Source organism: Mammaliicoccus sp. FSL K6-3158 (genome assembly GCF_038005105.1).
Lineage (GTDB): Bacteria > Bacillota > Bacilli > Staphylococcales > Staphylococcaceae > Mammaliicoccus > Mammaliicoccus sciuri.
This window is the reverse complement of record NZ_JBBOSL010000001.1, coordinates 572101-588294: the sequence shown is the minus strand read 5'-3', so window position 1 is coordinate 588294 and position 16194 is coordinate 572101. Positions and strand designations below refer to the sequence as shown.

Sequence of the window (16194 nt, the reverse complement as noted above, 5' to 3'; positions counted from 1 at the left end):
TAGTTTTTTATGGTACCCTAATGATACAAAAAGACAAGAGGTGAATCATATGTTCAAGTTCCAATTGGATTACTTTAGAAATGGACAGGGATTCCATTTAAAAACTATTCTATTTTCTATTTTAGCATCAATCGTTATGATTCTTATAATGTTAATACCGGGTGTATTATTCTTAATCGGTGGTGTCTCACTCGCTTCATCACAAGACTTTTCAGGTGAACCTTCTGGTGGAGGACTAGCGATATTCTTTGTCACTATGGTACTCGGCTTTTTATTAACACTTGGTTTATATATCTTTGTTTTAATTCCTTTAGCTTATGGCATGATTAAATACTACAAAGATACAGACTTAGGTATTGGGCCAAACTTTAGTGATTTATTTATGTTCTTACGAAAAGGAAACTATGTTAAAACATTAAAACTTACAATCATTATAGGTGTGATTAGTGTTGCAATGTATATAGCGATTTATATTGTCGTATTAGTTGTTGAACTAATATTCTTTGCGATATTTGGAACATCTATGGCTATTATGCAACCAAGCGGTTCAAGTGAAGCTTTTGGTGCAATGTCTATATCATTTGTAATCATCATGTTATTTATGATTTTAGTTCTATTCGCAGTGTTTATTCCATTATATTATTTAGTAATATTTATTATGAACACAGTACTTGTTCATATTGATCAAAGATCATTACCCACTTTAACTAAATTCTCAATTGGTTGGAACATTACAAGTAAAGGTCCTAATAATGCTTGGAAATTGTTATTCAGCAACTTACTTTATGTTGTTGTTGCATATATTGTTTTAGCTATTGTTGGTATCATTGTTGCAGTTGTCGTTTCATTTATGCCAGCAGTATTACAAGTTATATTCGCGGTACTTGGATATATTGTGTACTTTATCTTTATGTTTATTGTTTCATACTTCATATACGGAAGTGTTATGAACTTCTATCATAAAAATAAAAATGCACTTTACCCTCCAAATAACAGTAATCCTAATTGATAACATATAAAGCGCTCAATCTAGATGCAATAGATTGAGCGCCTTATTTATTATATTAAATCTTTAATACTATATAAGGATTGTAATTCAAAGTCGGGTTTAACCTCTATATATTCAAAATCACTAAAATTACGATTAACCCATGCCGTTTGAAATCCAAACTTTTGTGCACCAACAATATCCCATTTATTTGATGATACAAATAGTACTTCATCTTTATTATATGGAATATTTTCTTCTAGCAATGCGTATCCATTAGAATCTGGTTTATACACGCCAAACTCTTCAAGAGACAAGATAAACTTAAAGTAACTCGTGATATTTGAATAATCTAGTACTTGTTCTATCATGTTTTTATTGCCATTACTAAATATTATTTGATCGACTTCTGATAATTCTTTTAATGTATGTGCGACATCTGGAAATGGCGTTAATTGATTATATGCTGCCATACATTCGTTAATTTCTTTCAATGAGTAATCAAAATCATTTCTACTGAGCACATATTCAAGTGAATCACGAATCACTTTACTAAATGGTTTATATTCATCCACTAATTGTCTCACATGTGTATATTCAATTAATTTATATCGCCATGCTTTAGCAATCCTATCTCCATTTCCCGGGAATAACTTTTCACATTTTTCTCTTACACTATCTATATCAACAAGTGTTCCATATAAATCATATACAACTGTTTTAATCATTTCATCACCCCTTTAAAACATCACTCATTATATTATATCCAAATGTATATAAAACAATCACACAAAATATATTGCTGACAATATTTTTAGTTTATACAATAAAACCATGTCACCGCAAATCGGACATGGTTTCATAACTTGATTTATTTAATTAAAAACTTTTGACTTAAAAAGTCAGCGACACCATTTTCTACATTTGTACGTCTCGTAACTTCACTACCTAACGCTTTAATATGATCAGGTGCATTTTTCATAACAATTGGATTGTCTACAAACTCGAGCATTTGTCTATCGTTATCACTATCACCAATCGCAAATGTTTCAGTATCTTCTGCAATTCCTAAATAGTCTAAAGTCGATTGAATAGCTGTCGCTTTGTTAACACCTATAGGCATTGTTTCTAAATTACAAGTTGTTGAATGAGATATTGAAATATCTAATTCTTCTTTCATTGGTACGATAAGCTCTTCCCATTTTTTAATTTCTGATTCGTATTTTTTGAAGAAATAAAATTTAGAATAAGCATCTTCAGGTATTTCATCAACCCAATTGATTTTTTCACTTAAAGCTTCTTGTCGTGATTTCCATTCGTTACGTTCTACATCACCTAATTCATCTGTTTGGATTTCAGAAAGTAATAACGTTTTATCACGTTTTAAGGCGATACGATTTTTATAATATGGAAATAACTCATAATAAATTTGATGTTGTTCTGCTAAATCAACAAGTTTACGCACTGTTTCCATAGGCAGTTGGTGTTTAAATATTTCTTTTCCATTAATATATCCTACTGCTCCATTTGAAGATAAGATACCATCAACTTCAAAGTTCTCTGGTACTAAATATGGAATTTCATCATATGCTCTTCCTGTCGCAATAAATACTTTAATGCCTTTTTGTCTAACTTCTTGAATAACATCATTTGTATGATTCGTGACTCTGTTGTCTTCATTTAAAATTGTCCCGTCCATATCTAAAAAAACTGCTTGATTCGTCATGTTGAATCCTCCATATCATTTATCAATATCTATTATTTCATGCTCACAGCGTAAAGGCAATTTTTTTAAATACATGTTACTTTTTAGATAAAATTGGTCTATTATTTTTAAACTCAACATCTACATCAATTCCAAATAAGTTACTCATATTATCACTGTTTAATAGCGCTTGAATATTACCTAATTTGAATACTTCACCATTTTTCAATAAAAGTATGTTTTTAAAGATCGGTAAGACTTCTTCTAAATGATGTGTCACATAAATAATGGTTGGTCCATCACTATCTTGTCCGATATACTCAATTCTTTCTAACAGATCTTCACGCGCTACAAAGTCTAATCCATTTGTTGGTTCATCAAGAATAAGCAACCTCGGTTCAGACATTAATGCTCTACCTATTAATACGCGCGTTTGTTCACCTTGTGATAGCGTTTCAAACCTTCTATTTATATAATGTGTAATACCTAGTGTTTCACAAATATGTTTCGCTTTTTCTTTAATTTCTTCAGTAGGTTCTTCATAAACACCAATTGACGCATAAGCACCACTAATGACTGTTGTAAAAGCATTGTCCTGTTGTCTCATTTTCTTAAATAAAGATGACGAAACATAACCTATTTGTCTTCTAATGCCATCTGCTGAATAACCTGGTCTTCCTTGTTTCATATCTAGTATTTCAAATTCCCCAGATGATGGAGCAGTATACGCGTTAATAATATCGAGAATAGTAGATTTACCTGCACCATTTAGTCCGTATAACACCCAATGTTCTCCATCTACTATTTCCCAAGAAATATCTTTTAATATGTATTTGCCTTCTCTAATCCAATTAATATGTTTCAAATCAAGAAGCATACTTACATCCCCTTTAATATAAGAATTTAGAATATTCACTTATTGTACATGAAACATCTCTTATATTAAAGGTGATTGGATAGGAAGGCTAAATTTTATCATGCTTATTCTGGATTAATATCGAATCTTAATCCATCTGGCGAAATCAATACTTCAGATGCTCTATTCGGTATTTGCATATCGATATTAGCAAGTCCGTAACTATGATCTAAATCTTCACGTTTTTTATTAGATTGCCATGTATTAATCGCAATATGGTGATGATAATCTTTCGTTGACATAAATAATGCATTAGGGAAATTACCTACAACAATTTTTAATCCTAATGTATCAGTATAGAAATCTTTGCTTTCATTGATGTTGCTTGTTTTTAAATGTAAGTGGCCAATCTTAGCACCTTCAGGCATACCATTCCAACCTTCAGTTGAAACATGTTGGACTAATGCTTCTGCGTCTACTTCAAGTGTATCCATATTAACGTTTCCATCATTCCATACCCAAGTTTCTGGATCTCTATCTCTATAAATTTCTAGACCATTTCCTTCTGGATCATTTAAATACAATGCTTCTGACACGATATGATCCCCAGCGCCAAGTCTTACATTTAATCTTGAAGCATGTAATAAAAAGTCAGCTAAATCGGCAGTTGTTGGTAATAATATTGCTAGATGGAATAATCCAGCTTCTCTCATACTTGGTTCTCTACCATCCACTAATAAATTTAATGTAATAGTATGACCTGAGTTACCAATTTCAAATACAGTTTGCTTATCATCTTTACTTTTTATATTTAGACCTAAAATACTGTCATAAAATACAGTCATTTTTTCTAAATCTTTAACATTTAATGTAATGCCTTTTACTAAATTTGCATCTTTACCATGAAACATAACTTGCACCTCTTCTTATTTATTAATAAACAATAGTATACTTTATATACTATAAAAAGTATACTAGTTTGTTTCAAAAAGCAAAAAACCTATACGACACAATTTAAAATTGAATCCGTATAGGTCCTTTTATTACAATTCCATTTCTAATCTCACCATATCTTTGCATTGTATATCATTCTCAAAGATAGGTTCTTCGTAATACTTAACAAAATAATCAATATCTATTGATTTCATTCTAAATCCAGCTTGTTGATAAAGTTTCAACTGCCCTATACCTGAGTTACCTGTTCCTACAGTTATTGTATGACAATGTAAATTTCTCGCTTCATTAATCATATGGTCAATTAATAATTTCCCTATACCTTGATTTTGAAAATGTGGATCAACTGCTAAATTAACTAATTCATATGTATTGGGTCTCGTTAATAACCCAACTGCAATTCCGATATCTTGATGATCTTGTTGATAAACATATACTTGTCCTCTAGTAGCATAATCATTAACAGCATGTTGATTTTCATCTGCTAAAGCTAATAATTCATAATGCCTATCATTTAACTGCTCACATAAAGCTATCATTGTATCACCTTCATTGTTTAAGTTATGAAACTTTCTTCTTTCTAATAAACCAAATGATAAATACAATTATACCAATTGCAATGACTGCATACATAAAGTGAGAATAAACATCCATATAATTGACGATTTGATGCCAATTATCTCCTACTTTAGCGCCTACCAGTACTAATACTAAATTCCAAATCAATGTACCGATTATCGTTAATACTAAAAATAACCATTGATTCATACCGCTCATACCAGCTGGAACGGATATTAAACTTCGAATAAGTGGAATAAATCTACAGAAGAATACAGTCCATGGTCCATATTTATCGAACCAAGCATCTGCTTTTCTTACATCTTCTTTCGTTAACCTAAGATATTTTCCCCATTTCTCGATAATTCTTTCGATTCTTTCAACATTTAGAATACGACCAATCCAATATAATATGACAGCACCGCCTACAGAACCTATTGTAGATGCAACGACTACACCTAAGACTGTTAGATCTGACTTAGTGGTCATGAAACCTCCAAATGTTAAGATAACCTCTGATGGTATGGGTGGGAAAACATTTTCCAATAATATCAATAAGGCTATACCAAAATAGCCAAATTGTTCCATTACACTTGTAATCCAACTCTCCATTGATTTGCTCCTTTAAGTTGATATCTTTCTCTTTTTATTGCTTTGTAAATATAAACATTCGATAATAATAAATAAAACATAATGATGAAACTTAATTATATAATATATGTTGCTGAATAAGTGTAAGACTTAAGTATGAACATGACAATTTATATTTATATGAATTGTCATTACTTTTTATTTTACAATAAAATGATTCATAAAAAAATTCACACCCATTTATATATGAGTGTGAATGAGTATTTATAATTTAACTTTTTTTAATCTTAATGCATTTGTGACGACACTTACAGAGCTTAATGCCATCGCAGCACCTGCAACCCAAGGTGCTAGGATACCTACTGCAGCAATTGGTATGCCTGCCGTATTATAGCCGAATGCCCAGAATAAGTTTTGTTTAATATTTTTAATTGTTGCATGACTTATTTTAATCGCTTTAGGAATAAGTAATAATTCTCCACCAAGAATTGTTACATCTGCCGCTTCAATCGCAACTTCCGTACCAGTTCCAATTGCGATACCAATATCTGATATTGCTAACGCTGGCGCATCATTAACACCATCACCGACCATTGCAACCTTTTTACCAGTACTTTGAATATCTTTAATTTTATCGGCTTTTTCATTTGGTAATACTTCAGAAATGACTTTTTGAATACCTACTTGACTTGCGATAGCCTGAGCTGTTCTTTCGTTGTCACCTGTAAGCATCACGACTTCTAATCCTTCCTCTTGAAGCATTTTAATCGCTTCTGGTGCACTGTCTTTAATCGTATCCGCAACTGCGACTATACCTTTAAATGTACGATCCACAGCAACTAACATAGCTGTTTTACCTTCTAATTCTAAATTGGACATGTCTTGTTCAAAATCTTTCGTTTCGATACTATGTCTTGCCATTAATTTTCGATTACCCACTAATATTTCTTTATTCTGAATAGTAGCTTGAATACCGTATCCAGGTATTGCATCAAAGTCGTCTACATCATTTAATGCGACTTCTTGTTCTGTAGCATATGCAACAATAGCTTCAGCAAGTGGGTGTTCTGATCCTTTTTCTGCACTTGCTAAAAGACTGAGTGTTTCTAAGTCGCCAGTATAATCCGTAACTTCAGGTTTACCTTTTGTAATTGTACCAGTCTTGTCTAGCACAATTGTATTTAATTGGTGTGTACGTTCTAAATGTTCGCCACCTTTAAATAATATGCCATTCTCGGCAGCTTTACCCGTACCAACCATAATGGATGTTGGCGTAGCTAATCCAAGCGCACATGGGCAAGCAATGACAATCACAGCAATTGCTGCTACTAATGCACGTTCAAACTGACCTGGATCCACTAATGTTATCCATACAATAAATGTTAAGATTGATATCCCAACAACAATCGGAACAAAATAACCAGAAATAACATCCGCTAATCTTTGGATAGGGGCTTTAGATCCTTGCGCTTCTTCTACAATTTTAACGATAGAAGCCAGTGCCGTATCTTTACCTACTTTTGTTGCTTTAATATGAATTAAACCATTCTTATTAATCGTTGAACCAATGACTTCTTCATTTATCGTTTTTTCAACAGGAATAGATTCACCGGTAATCATAGATTCATCTATTGATGTACGTCCTTTTTCAATAATACCGTCCACCGGTATCTTTTCACCTGGTTTGATATTCAATATATCACCGACAACGACATCATCAATAGGTATCATGATCTCTTTATCATCCCGAATAACTCTTGCTTCTTTAGCTTGTAAATTTAATAAAGATGATAAAGAATTCGTTGTTTGACTTTTAGCGCGTTTTTCTAAATATTTACCAAACAAGATTAACGTAATTAACACTGCACTTGTTTCGAAATATAAATGCGGCATATAAGATGGATTACCAATTGTTTTGATAGCTTCATATAAACTATAAAAATATGCTGCACTTGTTCCTAATGCCACTAAAACATCCATATTAGCGCCACCATTTTTCAAGTTCTTATAAGCACCAACATAGAACTGCCAGCCAATTATAAATTGAACAGGTGTTGCTAATATAAATTGAAACCAAGGATTCATTAAGATATCAGGCATAGGCAAATTAAATAAATGCACAAACATCGTTAATAAAAGTGGTAATGATAAAATAGCAGAAATAATAAGTTTAGTTTTCATTTTCTGTACTTCTTGTTCTTTATGCGTTGTTTTATTTTGAACATCACTTTTAGTAGCAGCGTCATATCCTAAATTTTTAATTTTATTAATGATACTTTTAACATCTATTATTTCAGGATTGTATTCAACATTAGCTTGTTCAGTCGTTAAATTAACTGTTGCTTGTGTAATGCCTTCTTGTCGATTGAGTACTTTCTCGATACGATTAGAACATGCTGCACATGTCATACCATAAACATCTAATTCAGCCTTTTCAGTTAAGACACCGTATCCGAGATTTTCAATTTTATTTGTTACATCGGATAAATTTGTAGCGTCATTATTGAAAGTGATGGATGCTTTCTCAGTCGATAAATTCACTTGAGCATCAACGCCATCCATTCTGTTTAACACTTTTTCAATACGATTGGAACAAGCTGCACATGTCATACCCGTTACACCAACAGTAACATGTTTAGATTCACTCATTTCGTTTACCTCCTTACTTAGAAAATTGTTTAAGTACACTCATCAATTCATCAATCATTTCTTCACCTTCACCATTTTGAATAGCATCCGTCACACAATGTTTAACATGTCTTTCCGTTACCGCAAGTCCAACATTTTTCAAAGCAGACTGTATCGCACTAATTTGTACTAATATATCCACACAATATCTATCTTCTTCAACCATACTTTGAATACCACGCACTTGACCCTCAATACGTTTAAGTCTATTGATCACTTTATCTTTTTCCTCTTTCGTTCTAGGTGTTACAGTATGTTCATGTAAATATTCACTCATACAATCACGTCCTCTCTTTATTTAATAATATACCCCCCTATAGTATATTTATCAATATAAAAGCTCAAAAAATTTGTAATGAGATGTTGAATAACGGCAGTTTATTATTATGGGCCTCCTTAGTTACACTTCCCCAGACTTTTGTTACTATGGGCTGCCTTAGTTACATTTCCTCGGACTTTTGTTACTACAAGTCATCATACACGCCTAACCGTATATAATATATTCAAAATTTACATAAAAAAACACCTGAGCTACTTGCTCAGGTGTTTAATATCATTCTATTCAACTGTAACTGATTTAGCTAAGTTACGTGGTTTATCTACGTCACAACCTCTGTGTAATGCAGCGTAGTAAGAGATTAATTGTAATGTGATTACTGATACAAGTGGTGATAACATTTCATGAACGTGTGGTATTACATACGTATCATGATCGTGTTCTAAACCTTCCATAGAGATAATACATGGATTAGCACCACGTGCTACAACTTCTTTAACGTTACCACGAATCGATAAGTTAACTTTTTCTTGTGTAGCTAATGCAATGATTGGTGTACCTTCTTCAATTAATGCAATTGTACCGTGTTTTAATTCTCCTCCAGCAAATCCTTCTGCTTGGATATAAGAAATTTCTTTAAGTTTCAATGCACCTTCAAGACCTACATAGTAATCCATTGTACGTCCAATAAAGAATGCGTTACGTGTTGTTTCTAAGAAATCTTTAGCAATTTGTTCCATTTTAGGCGCATCGTCAACAATTGCAGTGATTGCAGTTGTTACTTTCGCTAATTCAGGAATAATATCTACGCCAGTATTTTTGTTATGTGCATTCGCAACTACTTGAGAAAGAATTGCTAATACAGCGATTTGTGCTGTGTATGCTTTTGTTGATGCAACAGCGATTTCAGGTCCAGCATGTAAAATTAATGTATGATCTGCTTCACGAGATAAAGTTGATCCTGGTACATTTGTAATTGTTAATGCTTTGTGACCTAAACGTTTAGCTTCTACTAATACTGCACGGCTATCTGCTGTTTCACCTGATTGTGAAATAAAGATGAATAATGGTTTTTCAGATAATAAAGGCATGTTGTAAACGAACTCTGAAGCTACATGTACTTCGGTAGGAACGCCTGCCCATTTTTCAATGTATTCTTTACCTACTAAACCAGCATGGTAACTTGTACCACATGCAACGATATAAATTCTATCTGCTTGTGCAACATCTTCAATAATTTCTTTATCGATTTTAAGGTTACCCTCTTCATCTTGGTAGTTTTGAATAATGTTACGCATAACACCTGGTTGTTCGTGAATTTCTTTTAACATGTAGTGATCATAAGTACCTTTTTCAACGTCTGAAGCATCGATTTCAGCTTTATAGCTATCTCTTTCAATTACGTTACCTTCTTGGTCTTTAATGATCACTTCATCGCGTTTTACGATAACAATTTCGTTGTCGACTAATTCTTTATAAGTATCTGTTACAGCTAACATAGCAATTGCATCTGAAGCAATTACATTAAATCCATCACCGATACCAACTAATAATGGTGATTTATTTTTAGCTACGTAGATTGTGTCAGCATCTTGTTCATCTAATAAACCTAATGCATATGAACCATGTAATAATGATAATACTTTATTGAAAGCATCTTCTGTAGTTAATCCTTCGTTTGAGAAGTGTTCAATTAATTCAACAATAACTTCAGTATCAGTATCTGATTTAAAAGTGATACCTGATAAGAATTCATTTTTAAGTTGTTCATAGTTTTCAATGACACCATTGTGTACTAATGTGAAACGACCAGATGTTGATTGGTGAGGGTGAGCGTTCTCATAGTTTGGCACACCGTGAGTTGCCCAACGTGTATGTCCAATACCAATATTTCCATCAAAGTCATCAGAAGCTGCTTTACGTAATTCAGCAATTCTTCCTTTTTCTTTAAATACTTTAATTTCTTCTTCGTTTCTTACAGCAATACCAGCTGAATCATAACCTCTATATTCTAATTTTTCTAATCCTCTAAGTAATAATTCTTTAGCATTTGCTGTACCTATATATCCTACTATTCCACACATAATCAAAATTCCTCCAATTTTAAATAAGCGGTCAGACTTTAAAATTTTAGTCTAGTCGCTTTCAATACTCTGTTCAATTTATGGCTATTTCAATGTCTTTGGACATACAGTCACCTATATGCTTTAAACATTGAACTTCGAATGGGCCACATCCGGGATAGCATCCGCCGATAATTCGATAACTATCCTCCTCGTCAACAAAGTTCATAACACTCATTCAGCATGTATCTGATTATACGTGCCTCTTCAATCGTGTATACTCTTTGTTCAGGCGCTATAAGTTTCCTTATTTCGATAAACCTCACAATCCTCCTTAAGCAAGCTCTCTTCATTCTACAATGAAATTGTAAGTTGTGCAATTATAATACTATATTTAGTGCAATTTTCTCATAAAAATATAATAATAACAGTTGTAATAAATAAAACAAAAAATCTGAGACATACAAAAGTTGTCTCAGATTAATAATATATTTATTCAATTCCCATTTCTTGTTCTACTACTTCTGCAATACTGTTAACAAATCTTTCAGCATCTTCTTCTGTTTTAGCTTCAACCATTACACGAACAAGTGGTTCAGTACCTGATGGTCTTACTAATATGCGACCTTCGCCATTCATTTCAACTTCAACTTTAGTCATGATTTCAGAAACTTTAGCATTTTCTTCAACACCATATTTATCAGAAACTCTTACGTTTACTAATTTTTGTGGATATTTTTTCATTTTGCTTGTTAAGTCACTTAAACTTTTACCTGATCTTTTAACGATACTTGCAAGATGCGCACCCGTCAGTAAACCATCACCAGTTGTATTATAATCCATCATAACGATATGACCTGATTGCTCTCCACCTAGGCTGTAAGAACCGCGTCGCATTTCTTCTACAACATATCTATCTCCAACTTTAGTTTTGTTAGATTTAATGCCTTTTTCTTCTAGTGCTTTATAGAAACCTAAATTACTCATCACTGTTGAAACGACCATGTTATCTTTTAATTCACCATTTTGTGCCATATCTTCAGCTAACACATACATGATTTGGTCACCGTCAACGATTTGTCCTTTATCATCTACAGCAATGATTCTATCCCCATCACCATCAAAAGCTAAACCAAGATCTGCACCATGTTCAATAACAGCTTTTGCTAATTCTTCAGGGTGTGTAGAACCAACATTTAAGTTAATATTATAACCATCTGGCTTACAACCAATTGTTTCGCTAGTTGCTTCTAAATCACCGAATAAATATGGCGCAAGAGAATAAGTAGCACCATGTGCACCATCTAGGACAATTTTCAATCCATCTAAATCTCCATCAACAGTTGATTTAATATAGCTTATATATTTTTGTGCACCTTCAAAGTAATCCGAAATATGATTTAATTGGTTACCTGTTGGTCTTGGTAAATTGTCTTCTGTAGAATCTAATAAGTTTTCAATTTCTAATTCTTCATCATCCGTTAATTTGAAACCATCTGGACCAAAGAATTTAATACCATTGTCAGCTACTGGATTGTGTGACGCACTGATCATAACACCTAAATCTGCATCCACTTCTCTCGTTAAATAAGCTACACCTGGTGTTGAAATAACGCCTAATCTCATGACTTCTGCACCAATTGATGAAAGACCTGCGATTAGAGCTGCTTCTAACATTTCCCCAGAAACACGTGTATCTCTACCTACTAATACTTTAGGATTTTCACTACCATGTTTCTTCGATAATACATAACCACCAAATCTACCTAATCTAAATGCGATTTCTGGTGTTAACTCTGAATTAGCTACACCTCTAACACCATCTGTACCAAAATATTTGCCCATTATAATTCTCCTTTAATTCCATTAGTTTTTAGAAGTTTCTATTTTTGCTTCAACATTTTTAAATTCTGCTTCGTCCACACCATCAGGCAAGCTAAGATTTATTTTCTTAGTTGTATCACCGTCAACATTAGAAATATCGACAGGTACATCTATTGATCCTATACCATCAATCACGTTTCTCGAACCATATATTTTAACTTCGTTTTTATCTAAAGTAATATCATCAATATTTATATTTTTAGATGCACTACCTTTTGTAACAGGATTTAATGTCACAGTTTTACTAGATCTTGCAACTTTAATATTTACGTTAACAGTATCTGGTCTAATCTGAACGTCAAGTTTATTTAAATTGCTATCAAGCACACTGATACCCGCTTTTTCGGTCGTATCATCTGTTAATTGCTTCGTTTCATCTAAAGTAGCTTTAACATAAGCAATTTTATTAAGTTCTTCTTGTCCACCTGTAATTGTTACTTGTGATGGATTAACAGTTTCTCCTACTAGCTCATATCCAGAAGCAATTCTGTTTTGGTTAATCTCTGCTTCAATTGGATATTTTTTAGAAACTTTGTCTTGTAACGTTACATTTGCGCTTTTAGGCACAACTGTCGCTTTAAGTTCATCACTTAGTCCTTTGATTTTAAAGTTTTCTTTATATTGTCCTACTGATTTATTTTTCAAATCCAATTCTACTTTAAAATTCAATAATTTTTCAGCCTGTAATATTGTTGATTGTGGACCAGAAACTTTTACATCTACTGTTTTAGGTGCGCCAGATAAATATAATTCTTTTGTATTATAGATTGTATCTACCGGAACATCTTCTATTACATGATCTGAACTTTTCAAAGCATTTTCTGAAAACAAGCTACCGAACACATTATTCACAGATAAGAACATGAGTAGCGCTAAAATTAAAGCTACAAAACGTAAACCCCATTTAGATTCTAGCATCTACTTCACATCCTTTCTGTTTTGAACAGAACCAAACCAATGCTCAACTAGTAACTCTCTAAAGGCTTCACTTGATATTTCTTTTCTTAACCGACCATCAATTGTTACAGATATTGAACCTGTTTCTTCTGATACTACAACTGTAAATGCATCTGATACTTCTGAAATTCCTACAGCTGCTCTATGACGCGTCCCTAAACTTTTAGAAATTTTTTGACTGTCAGATAACGGCAAATAACTTGCTGCTGTAGCAATTTTTTGTTCCCGTATGATCATCGCACCATCATGTAATGGTGTATTTGGAATAAAAATATTTGTGAGTAATTCTTGAGAAATATCAGCATTAATAGGTATACCAGTTTCTATGTAGTCTTGAAGTCCTGTTTCTTTCTCAAATACAATTAATGCACCTATTCTTCTTTTGGCCATATACTGAACAGCTTTATCAACACTATCAGTTAACCTTTCTTGTTCTGCTGATGTCGCTACATTTACTCGTTTAAATAGACTTCCTCGCCCTAATTGTTCCAACGCTCTTCTAAACTCTGGTTGGAATATTACAATGATTGCTAAAAATCCCCATTGCAATACAAAATCAAATAAAAGCGTAGTAGTCGTCAAATTCAAAAAATTACTTACTGTTCTACCAATTATGATGAAAAATATACCTTTTAATAGTTGTATCGCTTTTGTACCTTTAACGACAGTTATAATTAAGTACAATACATACCATACAATAATTAAATCAAGTATACCTGTTATAACTTTTAAGGCACTTAATTCACCAAAAATGTCAGGTAACTGCATAGTATCTCCTCCGTGTTTCATTTACCTAGTGCTTATTATAACAATTTTTGAGATATATTGTTAATTTAATTATATATAAAACAAAAAAAGCCTCTATAAAAGAGACTTCTTCATTAAAGTATATTTTATCCGTGATTGTCAATTATAATAATTTCTCTCCAAAGAATGATCCCATTAATCCAATTGCTTGATGAGCCGTTTTATTATATTCATCGATAAGAGGATTTACTTCAACTAGATCAGCAGATACAATTAAGTTTGACTCATGAAGTAACTCCATAGCTAAATGACTTTCTCTATATGTTGCGCCTCCCGGTACTGTTGTGCCCGTACCAGGCGTTTCGACTGGATCTAATGCATCAACATCCAATGAAAGATGTACACCATCCGTTTTATCTTTTAAGTAATCTATCGTTTCAGATATAACTTGATTCATGCCAAGTTTATCTATATCTGCCATTGTATATGTACGTATGCCTGATTTTTTAATATATTCCTTCTCACCATCATCTAAATCTCTCATACCAATTAGAACGATATTTTCAGGTTTTACTTTATTCTTATAACCACCGATATTCATTAATTCATCATTACCTTCACCTAATAAGACTCTTAATGGCATTCCATGAATGTTCCCACTCGGTGAAGAATCTAATGTATTTAAATCTCCATGTGCATCATACCAAATAACCCCAAGATTACTATAATGTTTACTGATACCAGCTATTGATCCAATTGATAATGAATGATCTCCACCTAAAATTAAAGGAAAGTTACCATTATTCATTGTTTCATTTACGGATTCATATAAGTTATTTGAAAATGAAATCACTTCATCTAAATTTCTTAAACCTTCTTGTTCGCTTTTATATTTTTTCATATCTATAGTAGGTGATTCAACATTACCTTTATCTATGACATTGTGACCTATATTTTCTATTCTCTCAATCAAACCAGCATATCTCAATGCATCTGGCCCGAAATTAACACCTAATTTCCTTTGACCAAAAGCAGTTGGCGCACCGATTATTTCAATGTTCTTTTTCATAATTTCAAATCCCCCTTAATTTGCATTACTATTATATTCTAGTATATGTAAGCACTTACATCAAGATATATAAGGTTTTATGGATAATATTAATATATTCCAAATATTTATACGTATATACATCATTTTATGCATATTTTTCTTCAATAAAAAAGAGACATTAGTTAAACTAATGTCTCTTACATATGAGCCATAGAGGATTCGAACCTCTGACCCTCTGATTAAAAGTCAGATGCTCTACCAACTGAGCTAATGGCTCTTAATGGCTGGGCTAGCTGGATTCGAACCAGCGAGTGACGGAGTCAAAGTCCGTTGCCTTACCGCTTGGCTATAGCCCAAAGATGGTGGAGGGGGGCAGATTCGAACTGCCGAACCCGAAGGAGCGGATTTACAGTCCGCCGCGTTTAGCCACTTCGCTACCCCTCCAGCTTATGAAATTAAATGGTGGAGAATGACGGGTTCGAACCGCCGACCCTCTGCTTGTAAGGCAGATGCTCTCCCAGCTGAGCTAATTCTCCATAAATAATGACCCCTACGGGATTCGAACCCGTGTTACCGCCGTGAAAGGGCGGTGTCTTAACCGCTTGACCAAGGGGCCATGGCTCCACAGGTAGGACTCGAACCTACGACCGATCGGTTAACAGCCGATAGCTCTACCACTGAGCTACTGTGGAATAATAAAATTAAATATTTGCCCGGCAACGTCCTACTCTCGCGGAACGTAAGCCCAACTACCATCGGCGCTAAAGAGCTTAACTTCTGTGTTCGGCATGGGAACAGGTGTGACCTCTTTGCTATCGTCACCAGACAAATTATTGCTTGAGTCAATCGTTTACATAATTCCTCATCACTGCTGT

Annotated in this window: 14 protein-coding genes, 6 tRNA genes and 1 rRNA gene; 1 reads left to right on the top strand and 20 read right to left on the bottom strand. The window is 33.2% G+C overall.

Annotated features, from left to right (window positions below; genetic code table 11):
* The first annotated feature begins 49 nt into the window (after positions 1–49).
* A complete protein-coding gene (locus MHH94_RS02720) occupies positions 50–1009 on the top strand; it encodes a hypothetical protein (protein WP_058592383.1) in 960 nt (319 codons plus the stop codon).
* Positions 1010–1059: 50 nt separating this feature from the next.
* On the opposite strand, the gene MHH94_RS02715 is transcribed toward MHH94_RS02720, so the two are convergent.
* From MHH94_RS02715 to rrf, 20 genes are all read right to left on the bottom strand, one after another.
* Positions 1060–1716: a haloacid dehalogenase type II gene (locus tag MHH94_RS02715; protein ID WP_048541283.1), complete on the bottom strand. Its 657-nt coding sequence runs from the start codon at positions 1714–1716 to the stop codon at positions 1060–1062.
* Between the two features lie 143 nt (positions 1717–1859).
* Positions 1860–2714: a Cof-type HAD-IIB family hydrolase gene (locus MHH94_RS02710; protein WP_106417836.1), complete on the bottom strand. Its 855-nt coding sequence runs from the start codon at positions 2712–2714 to the stop codon at positions 1860–1862.
* A 76-nt stretch (positions 2715–2790) separates the two neighbouring features.
* A complete protein-coding gene (locus tag MHH94_RS02705; RefSeq protein ID WP_058592386.1) occupies positions 2791–3570 on the bottom strand; it encodes an ABC transporter ATP-binding protein in 780 nt (259 codons plus the stop codon).
* A 104-nt stretch (positions 3571–3674) separates the two neighbouring features.
* Complete coding sequence (locus tag MHH94_RS02700) at positions 3675–4460, bottom strand: VOC family protein (RefSeq protein WP_084755688.1); 786 nt, start codon at positions 4458–4460, stop codon at positions 3675–3677.
* Between the two features lie 132 nt (positions 4461–4592).
* The gene (locus tag MHH94_RS02695; RefSeq protein ID WP_058592393.1) at positions 4593–5042 is read right to left on the bottom strand and encodes a GNAT family N-acetyltransferase; all 450 of its coding nucleotides are present in this window, start codon (positions 5040–5042) and stop codon (positions 4593–4595) included.
* A 22-nt stretch (positions 5043–5064) separates the two neighbouring features.
* Positions 5065–5673 (bottom strand): DedA family protein, encoded by a 609-nt coding sequence (locus MHH94_RS02690; RefSeq protein WP_084755686.1) that lies wholly within the window; start codon positions 5671–5673, stop codon positions 5065–5067.
* Positions 5674–5916: 243 nt separating this feature from the next.
* Positions 5917–8301, bottom strand: coding sequence for a heavy metal translocating P-type ATPase (locus MHH94_RS02685; protein WP_106417835.1), 2385 nt, complete (start codon positions 8299–8301; stop codon positions 5917–5919).
* Positions 8302–8314: 13 nt separating this feature from the next.
* Complete coding sequence (locus MHH94_RS02680) at positions 8315–8617, bottom strand: metal-sensing transcriptional repressor (protein ID WP_058592389.1); 303 nt, start codon at positions 8615–8617, stop codon at positions 8315–8317.
* Between the two features lie 281 nt (positions 8618–8898).
* Positions 8899–10701 (bottom strand): glutamine--fructose-6-phosphate transaminase (isomerizing), encoded by a 1803-nt coding sequence (gene glmS / locus MHH94_RS02675; RefSeq protein ID WP_048541298.1) that lies wholly within the window; start codon positions 10699–10701, stop codon positions 8899–8901.
* A 471-nt stretch (positions 10702–11172) separates the two neighbouring features.
* A complete protein-coding gene (gene glmM, locus MHH94_RS02670; protein ID WP_058592390.1) occupies positions 11173–12525 on the bottom strand; it encodes a phosphoglucosamine mutase in 1353 nt (450 codons plus the stop codon).
* Between the two features lie 21 nt (positions 12526–12546).
* Positions 12547–13482, bottom strand: coding sequence for a CdaR family protein (locus tag MHH94_RS02665; RefSeq protein ID WP_058592391.1), 936 nt, complete (start codon positions 13480–13482; stop codon positions 12547–12549).
* Positions 13483–14289, bottom strand: coding sequence for a diadenylate cyclase CdaA (gene cdaA, locus MHH94_RS02660; RefSeq protein ID WP_025907437.1), 807 nt, complete (start codon positions 14287–14289; stop codon positions 13483–13485).
* A 142-nt stretch (positions 14290–14431) separates the two neighbouring features.
* Positions 14432–15337: an arginase gene (gene rocF / locus MHH94_RS02655; protein WP_058592392.1), complete on the bottom strand. Its 906-nt coding sequence runs from the start codon at positions 15335–15337 to the stop codon at positions 14432–14434.
* 186 nt (positions 15338–15523) lie between these two features.
* Positions 15524–15596: transfer RNA gene (locus MHH94_RS02650), tRNA-Lys, on the bottom strand.
* Between the two features lie 4 nt (positions 15597–15600).
* Positions 15601–15675: transfer RNA gene (locus MHH94_RS02645), tRNA-Gln, on the bottom strand.
* 4 nt (positions 15676–15679) lie between these two features.
* Positions 15680–15763: transfer RNA gene (locus MHH94_RS02640), tRNA-Tyr, on the bottom strand.
* Positions 15764–15779: 16 nt separating this feature from the next.
* Positions 15780–15855: transfer RNA gene (locus MHH94_RS02635), tRNA-Val, on the bottom strand.
* Between the two features lie 8 nt (positions 15856–15863).
* Positions 15864–15935: transfer RNA gene (locus MHH94_RS02630), tRNA-Glu, on the bottom strand.
* 1 nt (position 15936) lies between these two features.
* Positions 15937–16011, bottom strand: a tRNA-Asn gene (locus tag MHH94_RS02625).
* A gap of 19 nt (positions 16012–16030) precedes the next feature.
* Positions 16031–16145, bottom strand: a 5S ribosomal RNA gene (rrf, locus tag MHH94_RS02620).
* Between the last annotated feature and the right edge of the window lie 49 nt (positions 16146–16194).